The following is a 21,110-nucleotide window of genomic DNA, read 5'->3' as shown; positions in this document are numbered from 1 at the left end:
CCTCAGCAGCACGGCAACAGCACGGGACGTTCGAGCTCCGCGACCAGGAGCAGCGGGTTGATGTACTCGCCGTTCCGGCGCACGCCGAAGTGGATGCTGCCGTCGCCGGCGTGACCGCCCGGCGCCGCCGTCCCCACCGGCTGACCCGAGCCGACCGGCGTACCGGCCCGGAGTGCTGTCTCCACAGGTTCGAGGCTCGTGACGAGCCCGCCGCCGTGGTCGATGGTCAGAACGGGCCGCCCCGCGACCGGGCCGGCGAAAGCGATGACTCCCGCTGCCGGAGCGACCACCTCGCCCTCACCCGCCACCAGATCCACGCCTCGGTGCCCGGCTGCGTACGCATGCGCCGGCGCCTCGAATGCGCGCGCGACGGCGGCGCCTGGGAGCGGCATCGTCCAGGCGGCCACGGGAAGCGCCGACCCGTCATCACCGGCCGCACCCGTCGCCGCGACGACGGAGGGTGTGGCGGCCGTCAGGACGAGGGCGAGGGCGAGGGCGAGGAGGCGCGCAGAGGAGCGAGTCATCGTCCGAGTGTGTGCGGCCGTCGCCTCGTCCGAGCGCGGCGCGCTTCGACACGGGGAGACCTGCCGCGCCCATCGCCTGGGGGAGACGGCGCCGACTGCTACACTGTTCACCGCACCTCGCTCGTCGAGGTGACTACGCGTGCCCTGAGCGACCGGATCCCGATCGTGGCGCATCTTCCCCAGGTCTCCCGCTCCGGCGGCGAGCGGAAGTGCGTCGGGCACCAGGAACACCGGGCCGTCGGTCCGGGGAATCAACCGAAACAGAAGGAGAACGGCCATGGCCGTCGTCACCATTCGCCAGCTGCTCGACAGCGGCGTCCACTTCGGGCACCAGACCCGCCGCTGGAACCCGAAAGTCAAGCGCTTCATCCTCACCGAGCGCTCGGGCATCCACATCATCGACCTGCAGCAGTCGCTGTCGTACATCGACCGCGCCTACGAGTACGTCAAGGAGACGGTCGCCCACGGCGGCACCATCCTCTTCGTCGGCACCAAGAAGCAGGCTCAGGAAGTCATCGCCGAGCAGGCGACGCGCGTCGGCCAGCCCTACGTCAACCAGCGCTGGCTCGGTGGTCTACTGACCAACTTCCAGACGGTCTCGAAGCGCCTCGCGCGCATGAAGGAGCTCGAGGAGCTCGACTTCGAGAACCCTGCTGCGAGCGGCTTCACCAAGAAGGAGCTCCTGCTCAAGAAGCGCGAGCTCGACAAGCTGCACAAGTCGCTGGGCGGTATCCGCAACCTGCAGAAGACCCCGTCGGCCATCTGGGTCGTCGACGCCAAGCGCGAGCACCTCGCCATCGACGAGGCCAAGAAGCTCGGCATCCCCGTGATCGGCATCCTCGACACGAACGCCGACCCCGACGAGTTCCAGTACCCGATCCCCGGCAACGACGACGCGATCCGTTCGGTGAGCCTGCTCACCCGCATCGTGGCCGACGCCGCCGCCGAGGGCCTCATCCAGCGTCACCAGCCGTCCGACGAGTCGGCCGAGGCCGAGCCCCTGGCCGACTGGGAGCGCGAGCTGCTCGAGAGCGCCCCGGTCGAGGGCGCCGCCGCTGAGGTCGCCGCGACCGAGACGCCCGCCGACGAGGCTGGCGCCGAGGCGCAGGCCGAGACCGCTGCCGCCGAGACGACCGAGGCTGAGCCCGCCGAGGCTGAGCCCGTCGAGGCCGAGTCCGCCGAGGCCACCGAGAAGTAATCAGCGCGTCTTCCTGACCCGCTACGATCGGCGCGGCCGCGGCTGAGCCCGGCCGCGCCGATCGGCATCCACGAGATTTCCCACAGACAGAAGGAGCCGCCACTCATGGCAAACTTCACCATCGCTGACATCAAGGCTCTGCGCGAGCAGCTCGGCACCGGAATGGTCGACACCAAGAAGGCTCTCGAAGAGGCCGACGGCGACGTCGAGAAGGCCGTCGAGATCCTCCGCCTCAAGGGCGCGAAGGGCAACGCGAAGCGTGCCGACCGCTCCACGAGCGAGGGCCTCGTCGTCGCCCGCGAGCAGGATGGCAAGGTCACCCTCGTCGAGCTCGCCTGCGAGACCGACTTCGTCGCGAAGAACGACCGCTTCATCGCGCTGGCCGACAAGGTCGCCGACGCAGCCGCCGCCGCATCCGCGGACTCGGTCGAGGCCGCTCTCGCCGCCGACGCCTCGGGTCAGACCATCGAGCAGCTCATCAACGATGAGGCCGCCATCATCGGCGAGAAGGTCGAGCTCCGCCGGGTGCGCACGCTCACCGGTGACGCGTTCGAGATCTACCTCCACAAGACGAGCAAGGACCTGCCCCCGCAGATCGGCGTCGTCGTGGCGTACTCGGGGTCCGACGCCGAGACCGCTCGCTCCATCGCGCAGCACATCTCGTTCGCGAACCCGAGCTACCTCTCGCGCGAGGACGTCCCCGAGGCCGATGTCGAGAAGGAGCGCGAGATCGTCACCGAGATCTCTCGCAACGAGGGCAAGCCCGAGGCCGCTCTCCCCAAGATCGTCGAAGGCCGCGTCGGCGCGTTCTTCAAGCAGGTCGCCCTGCTCGACCAGGACTACGCGAAGGACAACAAGCAGTCCGTCGCCCAGGTCGCGAAGGACGCCGGCATCACGATCACCGATTTCGCTCGGTTCAAGGTCGGCGCGTAACAGCCCGAAAGGCCCGCATCCTCGGATGCGGGCCTTTTCCGTGCCCGTCAGGGCGATACTCTGCAACACAGCGTCGAGAGGGACACGATGAACGATGAGAAGACCGGACGCCGTCGCGTCCTGCTGAAGCTGTCGGGAGAAGCGTTCGGCGCAGGCCAGCTGGGCGTGAACCCCGACGTGGTCGGGCAGATCGCGCGCGAGATCGCCGAAGCCGTCGACCGCGTCGAGGTCGCCATCGTCGTCGGCGGTGGCAACTTCTTCCGCGGCGCCGAGCTGAGCCAGCGCGGCATGGACCGCGGCCGTGCCGACTACATGGGCATGCTCGGAACCGTGATGAACGCACTGGCGCTGCAGGACTTCCTCGAGCAGGCGGGGGCGGCGACCCGCGTCCAGTCCGCCATCTCGATGACGCAGGTCGCCGAGCCCTACATCCCGCGTCGCGCGGAGCGGCACATGGAGAAGGGCCGTGTCGTCATCTTCGGCGCCGGTGCCGGGCTGCCCTACTTCTCCACCGACACGGTGGCGGCGCAGCGCGCCCTCGAGATCAAGGCAGACGAGGTTCTCGTCGCCAAGAACGGCGTCGATGCGGTGTACACGGCCGATCCCAAGAAGGACCCCACGGCCCGGAAGATCGAACGGATCACGTACGGCGAGGCGCTGCAGCAGGGGCTGAAGGTCGTGGACTCGACCGCGTTCAGCCTGTGCATGGACAACGGCATCGACATGCGGGTGTTCGGCATGGAGCCGGCTGGAAACGTGACGCGTGCACTGCTGGGCGAGCGCATCGGCACGCTCGTCACCGTGTGAGTCGCGGTCGCCCGCAGACTAGACTTGACCGGACGTACCGACGAATGGAGTGACGTGATCCCCGAGATCCTCGCTGACACGAAAGCCCGCATGGAACGCGCCGTCGAGGCGGCGAAGGAGGACTTCTCCACCGTGCGCACGGGGCGGGCCAACACGGCACTGTTCCAGAAGATCCTCGTCGACTACTACGGGTCGCCGACGCCCCTCGCGCAGCTCGCCTCGCTGAACAACCCCGAGGCCCGCACCATCATCGTCACGCCGTACGACAAGTCGGCGCTCAAGGCGATCGAGCAGGCCATCCGCGACACCCCGAACCTGGGTGTGAACCCGACCAACGACGGCAACCTCGTCCGTGTGACGATGCCCGAGCTGACCGAGGAGCGCCGCAAGGAGTACGTCAAGCTCGTGCGTTCGAAGGGTGAGGACCACAAGGTCCACCTGCGCGGCATCCGGCGCAAGTCGAAGGACGAACTCGACGGTCTCAAGAGCGACGTCGGCGAGGACGAGCTCGTGCGCGCCGAGAAGGAGCTCGACGGCCTCACTCGCGCCCACGTCGACCTCATCGACGACGCGCTCAAGCGCAAAGAGGCCGAGCTCCTCGAGGTCTGAGACCCATGACCGCACCTGGCGACGACGCCCCGTCTCGGTCCGAGCGGGAGCGCTCCCGTTCGCGCGAGCACGCCGATTCGACCTTCCAGAATCAGGTGCGCGCTGCTCGAACCAAGTTCGAGCAGCAGATCGGAAAGGCTCGAGCCGACTTCGAGCAGGCGAACGAGCGCATCAACGCGCGGACGGGCCGTAACCTCTTCGTCGCCATCCTCATCGGCGTCGGTATCGGGGCCGTGGTCGTCGGATCGCTGATCTTCGTGAAGTGGGTCTTCATCCTGTTCGCGATCCCGGTCGCGCTCCTCGGCGTGTTCGAGCTGGTGCGCGCTCTCCAGGCGGCCGGTCGGCGGGTGGACGTCGTTCCGCAGCTGGCTGCGGGCGCAGCCGTCCTGGCAGCCGGCTTCCTCCTCGACGCGGGCACGCACTGGGTCGTCGTCTTCGCGGCGGTCGTCTTCGTCATCGTCTGGCGCCTCATGGCCCAGATGGTGAGCACCGAGGCCCGCCGGTACGGGCAGGTGCTGAGCGATGTCCTGATCAGCGGCTTCGTGCAGCTCTACGTTCCGTTCTTCGGCAGCCTGCTGCTCATCCTGCTGCGTGAAGACGGCGGTGAGTTCTGGGTGCTCGCGATGATCGCGGTCGTGGTGGGTGCCGACACAGGTGCCTACGCCGCCGGGCTCGCCTTCGGCAAGCATCCGATGGCGCCCCGCATCAGCCCGAAGAAGACCTGGGAGGGTCTCGCGGGGGCCGGTGTCGTGGCGATGCTCGTCGCGGTCGGCTTCGCGTGGCTGCTTCTCGGTCTGCCGGCGTGGACGGGCGTCGTCATGGGACTCGCCATCCTCGGTTCGGCGACCGTCGGCGACCTGGCGGAATCGATGATCAAGCGCGATCTGGGGATCAAGGACATGAGTTCCTGGCTGCCGGGGCACGGGGGTGTGCTCGACCGCCTCGACTCCATCCTCCCGTCCACCGTCGTCGCTCTCGTCCTGTTCCACGTTCTGTCCCCCCTGGTGATGTCGTGAGCTCCACCGAGACCCCGCTCGCGCCGAGCCCGTTCCCCGTGACGCAAGGGCGCGCGAAGGGATACGACCGCGCGGCCGTGGACTCCTTCCTGCAGCGCGCCCGCGAAGCTTTCGAAGCTTCCGACGACGACGAACTCGACTCCGCGGCCATCCGCGGCACCGCGTTCCCGCTCGTCCGCGGCGGTTACGCCGTCGCCCCCGTCGACGCGGCGATCGGCCGGATCGAGGACGCGTTCGCGGCGCGCGAGCGCGAGCGCGCCTTGTCGCGCGCCGGGGCCCGGGCATGGGTGGGTCGCTCCCGCAACCTCGCGCAGGAGATCCTCGATCGGCTGTCGCGCCCGGAGCGCCAGCGGTTCGATCGCGTCGGGCTGCTGTCGTACGGATACCGCGTCGACGAGGTCGATCTCGTCGCCGATCGGATCGCACGTTACCTCGAGTCCGGCGAACCGCTCACGGTGGAGCAGATCCGCTCGGTCGCGTTCCGGATGCAGCGCGGGGGATACCGCGAGGCGCAGGTGGATGCCGTGCTCGACGGTGTCGTGTCCGTCGTCCTCGCCATCGGCTAGAGAGATGCAGAGCTGGTGGGCGCCTCGCTAAACTCGGACGCATCGTGACTTCCCGCTCATCCCTCGTCCGCCGCGCCCCGCGCACCGAGGTCGGGCGCGCCTCGACATCGACGAGGTCGCACTGGTCGCGTCGGCGCGGCGTCGTCTCGGTGTTCGCCGCGGTGGCAGCCGTGGGGATGGCCGGAGGCGCCCTAGCACCGCTCGGGTCTGCTCTCGCGGTCGCGCAGGAGAAGCCCGTCGAGGTCGTGTCGCTCTGGGCCGACTCGCGCGGTGACGCCCAGGCGCTCGCGACCGATACGGATTCTCAGGCGCCCGCTCAGCTGGACCGCAGCGGGTTCACGGTGTACGTCACCCCCAAGCCCACGCCGACTCCCACCCCGACTCCCGTGAAGGGCGACAGTGCCGGGTCGTCCCGGCCGGCGCCGGTCAAGTACAGCGGGGGCGGGTCGTCGTCGGACTGGCTGAGCGCCGCCGGCATCCCCGAGAGCGACTGGGGCTACGTCGATTACATCGTCTCGCGCGAGAGCAGCTGGAACCCGAACGCCACCAACGCCTCGTCCGGCGCGTGCGGCCTCGTCCAGGCCTACCCGTGCAGCAAGGTGCCGGGCAGCGGCTACGACCCGGTCGACAACCTCACGTGGGCCAACGGCTACGCCGTGGGCCGCTACGGCAGCTGGGCCGAGGCGCACGCGTTCTGGACCAGCAACCACTGGTGGTGACCGCGGCCGTCATGCCCCGCTCCAACAGACGTCGTCCGGACCCCCCTGACGATTCGCTCGACCGCCTTCTGAACGGGTGGAAGCGCTCCGAGACCCGTCGCGGCGCCGAGTGGACCGTGCAGCCGGTGTCGGCGGCACAGGCGCAGAAGACGTACACGTGCCCGGGTTGCGGGCGCGACATCCCGCCGGGCGTCGCCCACGTCGTCGCATGGCGCGCAGACGGCGTGCTGGGAGACGCCGCCGACCTGGCGGCGCGTCGACACTGGCATTCGGCATGTTGGAGGATCGCATGAGCTTCGAAATCCGTGGACCCGTGCAGCTCCCCGCACGGCGGGAGGAGATCGAGCTCCACACGCTCGACGACCTCACCCTCGTCGGCGAGCTCGCCGTGCCCCAGGACCGTGACCCGGTCGCGACGCTGGTGACCCTGCATCCGCTTCCGACGGCCGGCGGCTTCATGGACTCGCACATCCTCCGGAAGGCGGCGGGCCGGCTCCCGGCGCTCGCGGATCTGGCCGTGCTCCGCTTCAACACGCGAGGCACGACCTCGCCGCGGGGCACGAGCGACGGGGCGTTCGACGGGGGAGTGGGCGAGGTGTTCGACGTCGCCGCGGCGATGGCCTTCGTGCGCGAGCGGAGTCTGCCCCGCCCGTGGTTGGTCGGCTGGTCCTTCGGAACCGAGCTCGCACTCAAGTACGGACGCGACCACGACATCGAAGGCGTCATCCTGCTCTCGCCGCCGCTCCACCGCGCCACGGCCGACGAGGTCGCCGCGTGGGCGGGCGACGAGCGCCGCGTCGTCGTCGTGGTGCCCGAGCTCGACGACTACCTCCGCCCACCCGAGGCGCGCGAGCGGTTCGCGGCGATTCCGCACGCGACCCTGATCGCCGTCGAGGGGGGCAGGCACCTCTGGGTGGGGGAGAACCAGACGCGGCGCGTGCTCACCGAGATCGTCGCGGCGGTCAATCCCGACGCGCTGCCGCTGCCCGAGGAATGGGACGGCGACGACACCGCCGACGCCGGCCCGTCGGACTGAGCCTCAGCCGACTGAGCGTCAGCGCTCGTTCTGCCGCGGGATGACGACCTGGCGGTAGATGATGAGGATGCTGGCGGCGACGGGGATCGCGACCAGGGCGCCGAGCAGCTGGCCGAGCGCCGCACCCGCCAGCGCCGCGATGACGACCACCGCTCCGGGGATCGACACGGCCCGGTTCATGATGCGGGGCGAGAGCAGATACGCCTCCACCTGCATGTAGACGAGGTACCAGATCGCCGCCCACAGGGCCGTCTGCGGTTCGGCCAACCCCGGGATGAGACACGTCAGCACGATGATCGCCGAGCCCGTGAGCGTTCCGACGAGCGGGATCAGGGAGAAGAAGAAGGCGATGACGGCGAGGACGGCCGGGAAGGGTGCGCCGATGACGCTCAGGAAGATCGCGCTCAGGACGCCGTTGATCACGCCGAGCGAGACCTGTCCCATGACGTAGAACCCGACGGAGGCGGTGATCTGCTCCGCGAGGTCGATGAAGCGGGGACGCCGAGACGACGGGACGAGCTGGTACACGGCGGCCTTCAGGCTCGGGGTCGATGCGGTGAAGTAGATCGTGAGGATGAGCACGATGACCGCGCCCGTGAACCCGCTGATGATGCCGCCGCCGATCAGGATGATCGACCCGGTGATCGAGCCGCCGATCTCGCCGATGTCGAGCGAGCTGTACCAGTCGGAGAGGTATTGGAAGAGCTCGTCGACGTTCAGCTGCGGGAACGTGACGGTCAGCCAGTCCTTCACGGCGTTCACGGGGTCCCAGTCGCCGTTCGTCACGAGGTCCTGGATGGCGGCGACGAGCTGTGAGATCTGAGTGACGATGATCGGGACGACCATCAGGATGATGCCGGCGAACGCCGCCAGCAGCGCCGCGAACGTGATGAGCAGCGCGCCCCAGCGCGGTATCCGTCGCCGCTCGAGCCAGGAGACGACGGGGTCGAGCCCGAGCGCGAGGAACAGGGCGGTGCCGACGTAGAGAAGGATCGTGGAGAGGGTCTGGAGGCCCCCGATGATGAGGATGCCCACGCCGACGCCGAGTGTGGCGATCAGCGCGGTGCGAAACGGGTTCTGGATCTTCACGAACGCCTCCGAGGTCGAGTTCCATCACCTTACGGTCGGACCGGCGTTTCCGTCGGGAGGCGCCCCTTTCACGACGCTTTCAGGTCGTTTCGGATAGCCTGAAACGTCGATCAAGCGTTCGGTGGTCCCGTTCCGGATGTGGAGAGGTGTTCTTCGTGCGTTTCGTGTGGGCTGTCGTCGCCTTCGTCCTGGCGACCGTCATGATCGGTGCGGGCATCGCGCAACGTACGATCCTGCGCGGGCCCGAGAGTGTGACGGAATCGGTCACCGTGGCCGGCGACGCGCCGTTCACCCTGCTCGACGGGTCCGTCCTCACCTCTCGGCCCGGCGCCCAGAGCCTCAGCATCGAAGGGTCGGGCACCGTGTTCGCGGCGTACGGCCGATCCTCGGATGTCGCGGCGTGGCTCGCGCGCACCGACTACACGCGACTCGAGGCGGACGACGACGGCGGGATCACCGCCACCGATGTCGCCGCGGCTTCCGCACCGACCCCCGGTGAGGACGGCGCGGTTCCGGAGATGCCGTCGCCGATCGGCTCGGACCTCTGGCTCGAGGAGTTCCAGCGCGACGACGCGCTGACGACCTCGCTGCAGCTCCCCGACGACATGAGCGTCCTGATCGCCTCGGACGGCACGGCACCCGCGCCGGCCGAGGTCCGGGTGACGTGGCCGATCGAGTCGAACACCCCGTGGGCCGGACCGCTCATCGTGGCCGGAGGAATCCTGCTGGCGTTCGGCATCGTCATGTACGCACTGGGCTGGCGTCACCTGCGGCGATCGCGTGGACCACGACGGAAGGGTCTGCCGATGACCGCAACGCAGCCCATCGACCTCACCGAGGACGACGAGGCCAAGGGCGTCATCTCCTCGACCCCGCCGCGTCGCCGCCTGACGCGCGGGCGTCAGGCCCTGCTCGCCCTCCCGCTCGTCTCGATCGTCGCCCTTTCCGGCTGCTCGGCAGACGCCTGGCCCCAGCTGGCGCCCAGCGCGACCCCGTCGCCGACGGCGACCGTCGTCGCCGATCCGGACCAGGCGCCCCCCGCAGTGACGCAACAGCAGGCCGAGCGCATCCTGACCCGCATCGCCGAAGACGTCTCGACGGCGGACGGCAGCGCCGACGCCGCCCTGGCCGCGACGCGACTCGCGGGGCCTGCGCTGGCCGAGCGTGAGACGAACTACACGCTGCGCTCGAAGATCACCGATCGCGCGCCGCTGCCGCCAATCCCCGCCGAGCCGCTCGAGATCCTCCTGCCCGAGACCTTCGACAAGTGGCCGCGCACGTTCCTCGCTGTCGTCGAGGGCGGGGAGGGTGCTGCCGACACCATCATGACGGTCAGTCAGCAGGATCCCTGGTCCAACTACAAGCTCGGCTACATCGCCGAGCTCGCGACCGACTCCTTCCCCGAGCTCGCACCGTCGTATCTCGGCGCCGCCCAGGTCGCGCCCGACTCGCCCTTCCTGGTGCTGCCGCCGAAGGACCTCGCCGCGGCATACGCGGACCTGCTGACCAACGGCGACGCGAGCCCGTATGCCGGCCTCTTCGAGGCGGACGGCGACGCCTTCCGCGCCGGGGTCACCTCGAACCGCGAGCAGATCGTCAACGACTTCAACCAGACCGGTGCAGAGACCGGGTCGGTGTCGTTCACGACGCAGGCCGGCACGCAGGCTCCCATCGCCCTGCAGACCCTCGAGAGCGGCGCGGTCGTCGCCGTCACGATCACCGAGGACCACACCTTCCAGCCGAGCAATCCGGATGCGGTGATCAACGTGCCCGACACGAACCCCGTCGCGAGCGCACTGACCGGCGTCTCGCAGTCCTCGACCGGCTTCACCACCACGTACGCGGATCAGCTCTTCTTCTTCGTGCCCGGCGCCGGGTCGTCCGAGCCGATCCAGTTCCTCGGCTACCGTTCCAATGTCCTCTCAGCAAAGGTCGTCTGAATGAGTGATCCCTCTCCCAACGCCGTGCTCCGTGGAGCCCTCGATCTGTCGTCGCTGCGCAACCGGCCCGCGACGCCCGCATCCGCTGGTCCTGCGACCGCAGAGCACCCGCCCGCAGGCGGCCCCCGCCTGATCTTCGACGTCACCGACCAGACGTTCGGCGACGTCCTCGAGCTCTCCCGCACGGTGCCCGTCGTCGTCGACCTCTGGGCCGAGTGGTGCGGCCCCTGCAAGCAGCTCAGCCCGGTCCTGGAGAAGGTCGTCACCGAGCTCGCCGGGCGCGTCGTTCTGGCGAAGGTCGACGTCGATGCGAACCCGCAGCTGGCGCAGGGTTTCCGCGCGCAGTCCATCCCGATGGTCGTCGCGCTCGTCGCCGGCCAGCCGGTGCCGCTGTTCACGGGGGCCGTCCCCGAGCAGCAGGTGCGGGAGGTCATCGGGCAGCTCCTTCAGCTCGCCGCGCAGAACGGCGTCACGGGCACCGTCCCCGGTGCCGGCGCCGCGGAGCCGACCGACGAGCCGGCCGAAGCGCCGTTGCCGCCGCTGCACGCCGAAGCGTTCGCCGCGATCGAGGAGGGCGACTACCCGCGGGCGATCAGCGCCTACGAGCGCGCCCTCGCCGAGAACCCGCGCGATGCGGACGCGCAAGCCGGGCTCGGGCAGGTCAAGCTGCTCGACCGCGTGCAGGGTGTCGATCTGGGCGAGGCGCGGGCCGCGGCTGCGGCGGCGCCGCACGATGTCGACGCGCAGCTGCGCGTGGCCGACCTCGACGTCGCCGGAGGGCACGTCGACGACGCTTTCGACCGTCTGCTCGATCTGTTCGCGGCGGTCGACGGAGACGACCGCAGCGCCGTGCGGGACCGGCTCCTGGAACTGTTCGGCCTGGTCGGCGACGCCGACCCGCGCGTCATCACGGCGCGCCGACGGCTTACGTCGCTGATGTTCTGAGCGATCAGACGGGCGGGGACGGTCACCATCGGCGACCGTCCCCGCGCTCGTTCGAGGTCAGGCTTCCGGTTCGTCCGTCGTCGCGCCGCCGGTGTGGTGCAGCCACAGCACTCCGAGCGGCGGGACGACCATGGTCGCGCGTCCGCCCTCGGCGTGCACCGTGCCGAAGTTGCCGACGCCGGAGCCGCCGTAGGACTCGGCGTCACTGTTGAGCACCTCGCGCCAGGCGCCGTCCGCGGGAAGGTCGAGCACGAAGTCGTGCAGCGGCACACCCGAGAAGTTGCAGACGACGGCCACGGTGTTGCCGTGGTGGTCTCGGCGCGCGAACGCCATCACGTTCGTGTTCCAGTGCGGCGCCCCCAGGCGTGAGAACGCCTCGCCGTCGGAATCGCGCGACCACAGCGCAGACTGATCGCGATACACGTGGTTCATATCGGCGACGAACGCGTGGAGACCGCGATGCGCGGGCTGGTCGAGCATCCACCAGTCGAGTTCGCGGCCCTCGGACCACTCCGACATCTGGCCGAACTCCTGACCCATGAACAGGAGCTGCTTGCCGGGGTGTCCCCACATGTAGGCGAGATAGGCGCGCATGTTCGCGAGCTTCTGCCAGTGGTCGCCGGGCATCCGGGTGAAGAGGCTGCCCTTGCCGTGAACGACCTCGTCGTGACTGATCGGGAGTACGAAGTTCTCGCTGAACGCGTAGACGAACGAGAACGCGAGCTCGCCCTCGTGGTGGGCTCGGTACATCGGGTCGCGCTTGATGTACTGGAGCGAGTCGTTCATCCATCCCATGTTCCACTTGAACCCGAAGCCGAGGCCGCCGTGTTCGGTGGGAGCGGTGACGCCGGGGAAGCTCGTCGACTCCTCGGCGATCATCGCGATGCCGGGATAGCGCTTGTACGCGGTGGCGTTGACCTCCTGCAGGAAGGAGATCGCCTCGAGGTTCTCGCGGCCGCCGTGGACGTTCGGCTCCCACTGGCCCTCCTCGCGCGAGTAGTCGAGGTAGAGCATCGAGGCGACGGCGTCGACGCGCAGACCGTCGACGTGGAACTCCTCGAACCAGTACAGAGCGTTCGCGACGAGGAAGTTGCGGACCTCGTTCCGTCCGTAGTCGAAGATCAGGGTTCCCCAGTCGCGGTGCTCGCCGCGGCGGGGGTCCGGGTGCTCGTACAACGGGCGTCCGTCGAACTGCGCGAGCGCGAAGGAGTCCTTCGGGAAGTGCCCCGGCACCCAGTCCATGATGACGCCGATGCCCGCCCGGTGCAGCCGGTCGATGAGGTAGCGGAGGTCATCGGGGGAGCCGAAGCGGCTGGTGGGCGCGTAGTAGCCCGAGACCTGGTAGCCCCACGAGCCGCCGAACGGGTGCTCCGCCAGGGGCAGGAACTCCACGTGCGTGAAGCCCTGCGCGAGGACGTACTCGATGAGCTGGTCGGCGGCGTCCCGGTACCCGAGGCCCGAGCGCCACGATCCGAGGTGCACCTCGTAGACCGACATCGGCTGCGACACCGGCGTGGACGTGCCGCGGCGCTCGAGCCAGGCGGCATCCTCCCAGTCGTAGGAGCTGTCGGCGACGATGGATGCCGTCGCCGGCGGCACCTCCGACTGGCGGGCCATCGGGTCGGCCTTGTCGATCCAGGCGCCGTCGGCGGTGAGGATCTGGAACTTGTAGACCGCACCGGCAGTCAGCGCCGGGACGAAGAGCTCCCAGACGCCCGAGTCGCCCATCGAGCGCAGGGCGTGCCCCTGCCCGTCCCACCCGTTGAAGTCGCCGATCAGCCGCACGGCGCGGGCGTTGGGCGCCCAGACGGCGAACGACACCCCGGGAACGCCGTTGTGCAGGCGGACGTGGGCACCGAGAACGCGCCACAGCTCCTCGTGACGACCCTCGCGGATCAGATGCAGGTCCAACTCCCCGATCGTCGGGAGATGGCGGTACGGATCGTCCGCCACCCACGCGGGGGCGTCGTCGTATGTGGCGACGACGCGGTACGCCTCGGGGCGCTCCTCGAGCGCGGCCTCCCACACGCCCGCCCGCAGGTGCCGGAACGACGCCTCGGGCTGGTTCGCGAAGACCGCCGTGACGGCGCGGGCGAGCGGCCGCCGGACGCGGATGACCCACCCCTCGGCGCTCTGGTGGGCGCCCAGCACGTCGTGCGGGGCGTGGTACGAGCCGGTGGCGACCGAGTCGAGGACGTGGTCTGCGAGGGCGTTCATCGGCGTTCCTTCACGTGGAGGATGTGCACGGGTTCGACGAAGGCGTCGAGGCGCACATAGTTGTGGTCGTTCCAGGTCCAGACGGCGCCGCTGAGCAGATCCTCGACCTCGTAGCCGTCGCCCGGGGCGACGCCCCATACCGACGTGGCCAGGTGCACGGTCGTCTCGCGTGCCGAGTGCGGATCGACGTTGACGACGACCAGGATCGTGTCCGCGACGCCGTCGGGGCTGAGCTCGGCCGGGAGGTGCTTGGAGAAGACGATGATCGCGTCGTCGTCCGACCAGTGGAACGCGAGGTTCCGGAGCTGGCGCAGCGCCGGGTGGGCACGGCGGATCTCGTTCAGGCGAGCGAGGAAGGGAGCGAGCGATTCGCCGCGTTCCTCGGCTCCGGCCCAGTCGCGCAGCTTGTACTCGTACTTCTCGTTGTCGAGGTTCTCCTCGGAGCCGGGACGAGCGACGTTCTCCACGAGCTCGTACCCGGCGTACACGCCGTACGACGCACCTGCCGTCGCAGCGATGGCAGCGCGGATCTTGTACGCGGGGCGGCCGCCGTACTGCAGGTACTCGGTGAGGATGTCGGGGGTGTTCACGAACAGGTTGGGACGCATGAAGTCCGCCGTGTCATGAGCGACCGAGCCGAGGAACTCCTCGAGCTCCTCTTTGGTGTTGCGCCAGGTGAAGTACGAGTAGCTCTGCTGGAAGCCGGCCATCGCCAGTCCCTGCATCGGGGCGGGACGCGTGAACGCCTCCGCGAGGAAGACGACGCCCGGCGTCTCATCCGCCACCGTCGCGATCAGCCACTCCCAGAACTGCAGGGGCTTGGTGTGCGGGTTGTCGACACGGAAGATGCGTACGCCCTGGGCGATCCAGTGCCGCACGACCCGCAGCACCTCGGCGCGGATCCCGGCGGGGTCGTTGTCGAAGTTGACCGGGTAGATGTCCTGGTACTTCTTCGGGGGGTTCTCGGCGTAGGCGATGGATCCGTCGGGGAGAGTCGTGAACCACTCCGGGTGCTCGGTCACCCACGGGTGATCGGGCGAGGCCTGGAGTGCGAGATCGAGCGCGATCTCGAGACCGGCGTCGGATGCCGCGGCGACGAATCCTCGGAAGTCTTCGAGCGTGCCGAGATCCGGGTGCACGGTGTCGTGTCCGCCCTCGGCGCCACCGATCGCCCACGGCGAGCCGGGGTCGTTCTCACCGGCGGTCAGCGTGTTGTTGGGTCCCTTGCGGTGCGTGCGACCGATGGGGTGGATCGGGGGGAGGTAGAGCACGTCGAAGCCCATCGCGGCGACACCGGCGAGGCGGTCGCGGGCGGTGACGAAGGTGCCGCTGCGCACCGTGCCGTCGGGCAGCCGCTCGGCGCCCTCGGAACGGGGGAAGAACTCGTACCAGGCGCCGACGCCGGCGCGCTCGCGCTCGACGAGCAGCTCGCGCTCATCGCCGATCGTGACGAGGGACTGCAGCGGGCGCTCTGCGAAGATCCGCGCGAGCTCGCTGTCGCGCACGACCTCGAGCGCATCGGGAGCGTCGGCCGCGGCATCCCGGAGGCGAGCCGCGGCGTTCTCCAGAAGCTTGCGCTGGGCCGCGGGTCGGCTCTTCTCGCCTGCCGCGCGCTTCAGGAGCAGCGCTCCCGACTCGCGCATGAGCCCAACGTCGACGCCGGCCGCGATCTTGATGGCCGCAGCGTGCTGCCACGTCGCGAAGTCGTCGCCGAACGCCTCGTAGTGGAAGCGCCAGATGCCCTCTGCGAGCGGCGCGACGAGCACCGACCACCGGTCGAACCCGTCGTTCAGCGCCGTCAGGCGATGCAGCGACTCGGCGCCGGCGGGAGAGACGAGCCGCAGGTGCACACCGATCGCATCGTGCCCCTCGCGGAAGGCCGTCACCCGGAACGGCACGGCCTCGCCGGCGAACGCCGAGGGTCGGAAACGGTCGCCGGGAACGGACGGGGCTGGTCGCTGCAACGGGATGCGTCCCGTCACGGTGTCGCCCGCCGAGGGGGCGGGCACGGCGGGCCGTGCCGGGATCTCGGCGGTGCTGCGGAACGGGACGGATGCGGTCGTGCGCGTCGGTGATGCCACGGGTCGAACCTATCGCGGCGCACCGATTCGAAAAACGGGCTTGCGCCTCACTCCGCTCTGAGCAAATGCAGCGTCGGACCGGACACGCGGATGCTGTCGCCCGGAGCGTGGCGAGCGTCGTCGTCACGGGGCCGTTCGTCCTCGCTCGACCACAGGGAGACGAAGGAACGCACCCCGCTGAGGACCGGGAGCGTCACCTCGGCGTCGTCCTCACGGCCGTGGATGACGAGCAGGACGCGGTTCTGCTCCTCCGTGGCGGGGGTCGACGTGGCCACGTACTGGAGGGTGCGCTGCTCCGGGTCGGTCCAGCGGGCCTGCGTCATCCGCTCGCCGTCCGCGTCGAACCAATGCATGACCGAGGCCTCCGGCACCCCCTCGGCGGGGTCGGCGTAGCGGACCGGGCGCAGGGCGGGGTTCTCGGCGCGCAGCCGCGTCAGCGTCCGCACGTGCTCGAGGATGTCGACCTGCCAGTCGGCGAGCTGCCAGTCGACCCAGGTGAGGGCACTGTCGTGGCAGTAGGCGTTGTTGTTGCCGGACTGGGTGCGGCCCATCTCGTCACCCGCGGTCAGCATCGGGACGCCGGCGGAGAGGAGAAGCGTGCCGGCGAGGTTGCGGATGGCGCGCCGCCGAGCCGAGAGGATGTGCTCGAGTTCGGTCTCGCCCTCGGCGCCGTGGTTGAAGGATCGATTCGTGTCCGCGCCGTCGCGGCCGTGCTCGCCGTTGGCGTCGTTGTGCTTCACGTCGTACGAGACGAGATCGCGCAGCGTGAATCCGTCGTGCGCGGTGATGAAGTTCACCCCCGCGAGCGGTCCGCGCTGCGCACCGAACTGCGGAGCCGAGCCGGCCAGGTGCGTCGCGAGCCCGCCGACCCCCGCCGGTGAGGTGCCTGCCCGGCGCAGATAGTCGATGTCGCTCAACCAGAAGTTGCGGATGCCGTCGCGGTAGCGGTCGTTCCACTCCTGCCACCCGTCGCCGAAATCACCGGTGTGCCAGCCGCCGAGGCCGATGTCCCACGGCTCGGCGATGATCTTGTCGTCCTGGAGCACGGGGTCGTCGGCGATCGCGCGAAGCAGCGGATGCCGGGGATCGAAGACGTGATCGCCGTCGCGGCCGAGCGTCACCGCGAGGTCGAAGCGGAAGCCGTCGATCTGCACCTGGTCGCTCCAATAGCGCAGCGAGTCGAGGACGAGGCGGGCGACGCCGTCGTTCGACGTGTCGACGGCGTTGCCGCATCCGGTCACGTCGATGTACGCACCGTCGGCCTGCTGCCGGTAGTAGGCGCGGTTGTCGATGCCGCGGAAGCTCGAACGGGGCCCGCCGAGCTCGAGCTCGGCCGTGTGGTTGTAGACGACGTCGAGGATCACTTCGAGCCCGGCCGCGTGGAGATTACGGACCGTCGTCTTCAGCTCGTTCAGAACGGCTGTCGCGCCGCCGCGCCGGGCATCCTCCGTCGCATAGGCCGGGTGCGGCGCGAAGAAGCCGAGGGAGTTGTAGCCCCAGTAGTTCGCCAGGCCCAGCGCGAGCAGGCGCGGCTCGCTCTCGAACGCGTGGATGGGCAGCAGCTCGACGCTCGTGACGCCGAGGGAGACGAGATGGTCGATCATCGCGGGATGCCCGAGCCCCGCGTACGTCCCGTGCAGAGCGGGCGGGATGTCGGGATGGCGCTTGGTCAGACCCTTGACGTGAGCCTCGTAGATCACCGTGCGATCGCGCGGCACCCGCGGCTTGCGCACCCCGCCCCAGTCGAACGCCGGGTCGACGACGACGGACCGGTGATCGCCCGGCCGCCCCGAGGCGACGCCGCGTCCGTACGGGTCGAGCAGCAGCGTCTGCGGGTTGAACACGTCGCCGGGGCCGTGCGGGCCGTCGACCCGCAGGGCGTAGCGCACGCCCGGACGCAGCGAGTCGATGCGGACCTCCCAGACACCGCCGCCGACCGGGGCGAGGGAGCGCTCGTCCACCGCCCAGTCGAGGTCGTCGTCGTCGAAGAGGAGCACGGCGACCGCGGTCGCGCGCTCCGACCACACCCGCAGCGTGCCGCCGCCGTCGTGCAGGGTCACGCCGAGGTCGGCGAACCGCGCGTCGTGGAGTCCAGGGGGGCTCGTGCTGTCGGGCATGCGATCTACAGTAATGAGCGACGGTGAACGCTTCGGGAGGCTGCAATGGTCGTCTACCTCGATCACGCCGCGACGACACCGCTTCGTCCCGAGGCTCGCGACGCCTGGCTGTCCGCGCATGAGACCCTCGGCAACGCGTCATCGGTCCACGGTGCGGGGCAGGCCGCGCGGCGGCTGCTCGAGGATGCGCGCGATGCGATCGCTCGCGCGCTGGGCTGCGAACCCATCGAGGTCGTGTTCACCTCCGGGGGAACGGAGTCGATCAATCTCGCGGTGAAGGGTCTGTGGCTCGCCGCTGATGCCGCCGCGCCGATCGTGCTGCCGGAGGGCGAGCATCACGCCACCCTCGACGCCGTCGCCTGGCTGGCCTCGCGCTGGAACGCCGCGGTACGTCCCGTGCGGCTCGACAGCGTCGGTCGCATCGACCCCGTCGGCTTCGCCGACGCCCTCCCGGGTGCCGGGCTGGCGACCGCGCTCGTCGCCAACAACGAGGTGGGAACCCGCAACGACCCGGCAGCGCTTGCGGCGGCGGCGCGCGATGCCTCGGTGCCGCTCCATCTCGACGCCGTCGCGGCACTCGGCACCGTTGCGCTGGACTTCGGCTCGTGGCGGGGGCCGGGCGCCGCCGCTCACGGTCTCGTCGCGTTGTCGGTATCAGGCCACAAAGTCGGGGCTCCCGTGGGGACCGGGGCGCTCGTGGTCTCCCGGCACGCGGAGCTGACGCCTCTGGCGCACGGCGGTGGTCAACAGCGGGGACTCCGCGCGGGTACGCCCGATGTCGCCGGGGCAGCCGCCTTCGCTGCGGCCCTCGAGGTCGCCGAGCGCGAACGCGAGCGCGAGACGGCGCGGCTGCAGACTCTGCGCGACCGGCTCATCGACGGCATCCGCGCCATCGTGCCGTCGGCGGTCGTCCTCGGCGACCCGCGCGACCGTCTGCCGGGCAACGTCCACGTGCTGTTCCCCGGCACCATCGGCGAGACGCTGCTGTTCCTCTTCGACACCGCCGGAATCGCGGTCTCGACCGGATCGGCGTGTCAGGCCGGGGTCACCGAGCCCTCGCATGTCGTGCTCGCCCTCGGCCGCGACGCCGACGACGCTCGCGCGGTGCTCCGGCTCACCCTCGGGCGCACGAGCACGGACGCCGATGTCGACGCGTTCCTCGCCGCCCTTCCCGAGGTGCACCGACGCGGCCTCGCGGCCCGCGCCGGCCGGGCCGGTCGCCCGTAGACTGGAGCGATGCGAGTACTGGCTGCGATGAGCGGCGGCGTCGATTCCGCGGTCGCCGCGGCGCGCGCCGTCGATGCCGGGCACGACGTCGTCGGCGTGCACCTGGCGCTCTCACGCGCGGGTGGCACGCTGCGGGCCGGAAGCCGCGGATGCTGCACCATCGAAGATGCGATGGATGCCCGCCGAGCGGCGGATCGTCTCGGCATCCCGTTCTACGTGTGGGACTTCTCCGAGCGTTTCCGCGACGACGTCATCGACGACTTCGTGTCGGAGTATCGCGCGGGCCGCACACCCAATCCGTGTATGCGCTGCAACGAGAAGATCAAGTTCGCGGCACTGCTCGAGCGGGCACTCGAACTCGGCTTCGACGCGGTCTGCACCGGGCATTACGCGCTGCTCGTCGACGGCCCGGAGGGGCGAGAGCTGCACCGGGCCTCGGATGCCGCGAAGGATCAGTCCTACGTCCTGGGCGTTCTCACATCCGACCAGCTCGCCCACACCTACTTCCCGCTGGGCTCGACCCCCTCGAAGGCGGAGGTCCGCGCCGAGGCCGCGGAGCGCGGACTCACCGTGGCGCAGAAGCCCGACAGCCACGACATCTGCTTCATCCCCGATGGTGACACTCGCGGCTGGCTCGCCGAGAAGGTCGGGGCCGAGACCGGCGAGATCGTGGACCGCACCGGCGCCGTCGTCGGGCGTCACGAGGGCGCTCACGCGTTCACTGTCGGACAGCGGCGCGGACTGCAGCTCGGGGTTCCGGCGCCCGACGGCAAGCCGCGGTTCGTCCTCGAGGTGCGCCCCGTCGACAACCGGGTCGTCGTCGGGCCCAAGGAGGCGCTCGCCACCGCGGAGATCGCGGGTGCGCGCTTCACGTGGGCGGGCCGGGCTCCCCGCGACAGGGTGTTCGCCTGCGAAGCGCAGATCCGGGCGCACGCCGACCCCGTGCCGGCCCGCGCCGAGCTCGCCGATGGCCAGATCATCGTCAGACCCGAGTCGCCGTTCGACGGTGTGGCCCCGGGGCAGACGGCCGTGATCTACGACGGCACGCGGGTCATCGGGCAGTTCACGATCGACCGGACCGTCTCGGCAGTCCCGGTCGACGCCTGATCTCGTCGTTCGCGGCGCGGAGGGCTTCGTCGACCTCGGTGAAGCGGAAGCGGTAGCCCGCCTCGGTCAGGCGTTCGGGCACGACCCATCGGCTCTTGAGCACCAGCTCCGGTTCGGTGCGCAGCAGCCACATCGCGGGCTCGAGCATGAAACGCCAGACGGGAAGACCGAACCTCATCCCGGTGATGGAACGCAGGTGATGCATGAGGGTCCTGTTGTCGGATGCGGTCGGAGCCGCGACGTTCACGACCCCGGCGATGTCGTCCCGGTCGCGCACGAAACGCAGCACGCCGACCACATCGTCGATGTGCACCCAGCTGAAGCGCTGCCGCCCCCGCGTGCGGTACCACGCCGGTCGGCCGCCGGTCGGGTGCTCGCCGATTCCGCGGTAACGGCGGTGGGGGAGGATCGGGCCGTCGATCTGCGGGCCGCCGAGCCCGGTCCGCGCGAGTGTCAGGAGCATCGCCGTCGCGGGGCCGGGCCCGAGAACGATCGCCATCCGGAGCGCGACTCGGCGGGTGGCAGGCAGATCGTCGGCGAAGAAGGCCGCCTCCCATGCGCGCGCGACATCCACGGAGAAGCCGGTGCCCGACTCTCCGGTCGACTCGGAGTTGGGGCGGTCGGTCGCGTGGCGATAGATCGTCGCCGTCGACGCGTTGACCCAGAGCCGCGGCGGCCGCTTCGCCCGCCGCACGGCAGCGCCGAGGATGCGGGTGGTGTCCACGCGGGATCGCAGGATCTCGTCGCGGTTGCGGTCGGTGTAGCGGCAGTCCACCGACTTGCCCGCGAGGTTGATCACCAGGTCGGCCCCGTCGACGAGGGCATCGATCTGTGCGAGGTCGAGCCACGTGGCGTCGGTGCGGCGTCCGATCGTGGTGACGAGGTAGCCGTCCGAGCGCAGGGCTCGGACCACCGCGGAGCCGACGAAGCCCGACGCTCCGGCGACGACGGCGCGAGGTCCTGTTCCGTTCATGGCCTC

19 protein-coding genes are annotated in these 21,110 nt (G+C 70.0%); 13 read left to right on the top strand and 6 right to left on the bottom strand.

Annotated elements, in window-relative coordinates; all coding sequences use genetic code 11:
* Positions 1-2 precede the first annotated feature (2 nt).
* Positions 3-524: a murein hydrolase activator EnvC family protein gene (locus tag ACPYN5_RS14015; protein WP_424449596.1), complete on the bottom strand. Its 522-nt coding sequence runs from the start codon at positions 522-524 to the stop codon at positions 3-5.
* A 277-nt stretch (positions 525-801) separates the two neighbouring features.
* Here ACPYN5_RS14015 and rpsB point away from each other — a divergent pair, with 277 nt between their 5' ends.
* The 9 genes from rpsB (at position 802) to ACPYN5_RS13970 (ending at position 7,408) form a co-directional block, all read left to right on the top strand.
* Positions 802-1,722 (top strand): 30S ribosomal protein S2, encoded by a 921-nt coding sequence (rpsB, locus tag ACPYN5_RS14010; protein WP_424449595.1) that lies wholly within the window; start codon positions 802-804, stop codon positions 1,720-1,722.
* Between the two features lie 105 nt (positions 1,723-1,827).
* A complete protein-coding gene (gene tsf / locus ACPYN5_RS14005) occupies positions 1,828-2,655 on the top strand; it encodes a translation elongation factor Ts (RefSeq protein WP_424449594.1) in 828 nt (275 codons plus the stop codon).
* Positions 2,656-2,742: 87 nt separating this feature from the next.
* Positions 2,743-3,462, top strand: coding sequence for a UMP kinase (gene pyrH, locus ACPYN5_RS14000; protein ID WP_424449593.1), 720 nt, complete (start codon positions 2,743-2,745; stop codon positions 3,460-3,462).
* A 54-nt stretch (positions 3,463-3,516) separates the two neighbouring features.
* Positions 3,517-4,071, top strand: a complete 555-nt coding sequence (gene frr, locus ACPYN5_RS13995) for a ribosome recycling factor (RefSeq protein WP_424449682.1) — start codon at positions 3,517-3,519, stop codon at positions 4,069-4,071.
* Between the two features lie 5 nt (positions 4,072-4,076).
* Positions 4,077-5,087 (top strand): phosphatidate cytidylyltransferase, encoded by a 1,011-nt coding sequence (locus tag ACPYN5_RS13990; protein ID WP_424449592.1) that lies wholly within the window; start codon positions 4,077-4,079, stop codon positions 5,085-5,087.
* Positions 5,084-5,653 (top strand): DivIVA domain-containing protein, encoded by a 570-nt coding sequence (locus ACPYN5_RS13985; protein WP_424449591.1) that lies wholly within the window; start codon positions 5,084-5,086, stop codon positions 5,651-5,653. Before ACPYN5_RS13990 ends, ACPYN5_RS13985 begins: the two co-directional genes overlap by 4 nt.
* A gap of 44 nt (positions 5,654-5,697) precedes the next feature.
* Positions 5,698-6,372, top strand: a complete 675-nt coding sequence (locus tag ACPYN5_RS13980) for an aggregation-promoting factor C-terminal-like domain-containing protein (protein ID WP_424449590.1) — start codon at positions 5,698-5,700, stop codon at positions 6,370-6,372.
* Positions 6,373-6,383: 11 nt separating this feature from the next.
* Positions 6,384-6,665, top strand: a complete 282-nt coding sequence (locus ACPYN5_RS13975; RefSeq protein WP_424449681.1) for a hypothetical protein — start codon at positions 6,384-6,386, stop codon at positions 6,663-6,665.
* Complete coding sequence (locus tag ACPYN5_RS13970) at positions 6,662-7,408, top strand: alpha/beta hydrolase (protein ID WP_424449589.1); 747 nt, start codon at positions 6,662-6,664, stop codon at positions 7,406-7,408. The genes ACPYN5_RS13975 and ACPYN5_RS13970 overlap by 4 nt, the downstream gene beginning before the upstream one ends.
* Before the next feature lie 18 nt (positions 7,409-7,426).
* Here the strand turns inward: ACPYN5_RS13970 and ACPYN5_RS13965 are convergent, their stop codons facing one another.
* A complete protein-coding gene (locus ACPYN5_RS13965) occupies positions 7,427-8,497 on the bottom strand; it encodes an AI-2E family transporter (protein WP_424449588.1) in 1,071 nt (356 codons plus the stop codon).
* 155 nt (positions 8,498-8,652) lie between these two features.
* On the opposite strand from ACPYN5_RS13965, the gene ACPYN5_RS13960 reads away from it, so the two are divergent.
* Together ACPYN5_RS13960 and ACPYN5_RS13955 are read left to right on the top strand one after the other, a co-directional pair.
* Positions 8,653-10,437 (top strand): DUF8094 domain-containing protein, encoded by a 1,785-nt coding sequence (locus tag ACPYN5_RS13960; protein WP_424449587.1) that lies wholly within the window; start codon positions 8,653-8,655, stop codon positions 10,435-10,437.
* Positions 10,438-11,382: a tetratricopeptide repeat protein gene (locus ACPYN5_RS13955; protein ID WP_424449586.1), complete on the top strand. Its 945-nt coding sequence runs from the start codon at positions 10,438-10,440 to the stop codon at positions 11,380-11,382.
* A 57-nt stretch (positions 11,383-11,439) separates the two neighbouring features.
* Here the strand turns inward: ACPYN5_RS13955 and glgB are convergent, their stop codons facing one another.
* Genes glgB through glgX form a run of 3 tightly spaced genes read right to left on the bottom strand, consistent with a single transcriptional unit; the run spans position 11,440 to position 17,797 of the window.
* Positions 11,440-13,599 (bottom strand): 1,4-alpha-glucan branching protein GlgB, encoded by a 2,160-nt coding sequence (glgB, locus tag ACPYN5_RS13950; RefSeq protein ID WP_424449585.1) that lies wholly within the window; start codon positions 13,597-13,599, stop codon positions 11,440-11,442.
* The gene (locus ACPYN5_RS13945) at positions 13,596-15,680 is read right to left on the bottom strand and encodes an alpha-1,4-glucan--maltose-1-phosphate maltosyltransferase (protein WP_424449584.1); all 2,085 of its coding nucleotides are present in this window, start codon (positions 15,678-15,680) and stop codon (positions 13,596-13,598) included. The genes glgB and ACPYN5_RS13945 overlap by 4 nt, the downstream gene beginning before the upstream one ends.
* Before the next feature lie 47 nt (positions 15,681-15,727).
* The gene (gene glgX, locus ACPYN5_RS13940) at positions 15,728-17,797 is read right to left on the bottom strand and encodes a glycogen debranching protein GlgX (protein ID WP_424449583.1); all 2,070 of its coding nucleotides are present in this window, start codon (positions 17,795-17,797) and stop codon (positions 15,728-15,730) included.
* 45 nt (positions 17,798-17,842) lie between these two features.
* Here glgX and ACPYN5_RS13935 point away from each other — a divergent pair, with 45 nt between their 5' ends.
* The gene (locus ACPYN5_RS13935; protein ID WP_424449582.1) at positions 17,843-19,024 is read left to right on the top strand and encodes a cysteine desulfurase family protein; all 1,182 of its coding nucleotides are present in this window, start codon (positions 17,843-17,845) and stop codon (positions 19,022-19,024) included.
* Positions 19,025-19,033: 9 nt separating this feature from the next.
* Positions 19,034-20,131, top strand: coding sequence for a tRNA 2-thiouridine(34) synthase MnmA (gene mnmA / locus ACPYN5_RS13930; protein WP_424449581.1), 1,098 nt, complete (start codon positions 19,034-19,036; stop codon positions 20,129-20,131).
* On the opposite strand, the gene ACPYN5_RS13925 is transcribed toward mnmA, so the two are convergent.
* On the bottom strand, positions 20,088-21,104 hold the full coding sequence (locus ACPYN5_RS13925; RefSeq protein ID WP_424449580.1) for an epimerase: 1,017 nt from the start codon (positions 21,102-21,104) through the stop codon (positions 20,088-20,090). The genes mnmA and ACPYN5_RS13925 overlap by 44 nt on opposite strands.
* Positions 21,105-21,110 lie beyond the last annotated feature (6 nt).

The organism is Microbacterium arborescens (assembly GCF_049707515.1).
Taxonomy (GTDB): domain Bacteria; phylum Actinomycetota; class Actinomycetes; order Actinomycetales; family Microbacteriaceae; genus Microbacterium; species Microbacterium arborescens_B.
Note: the sequence above shows the minus strand (reverse complement) of the source record. Positions and strands in the feature narration are given on the sequence as shown.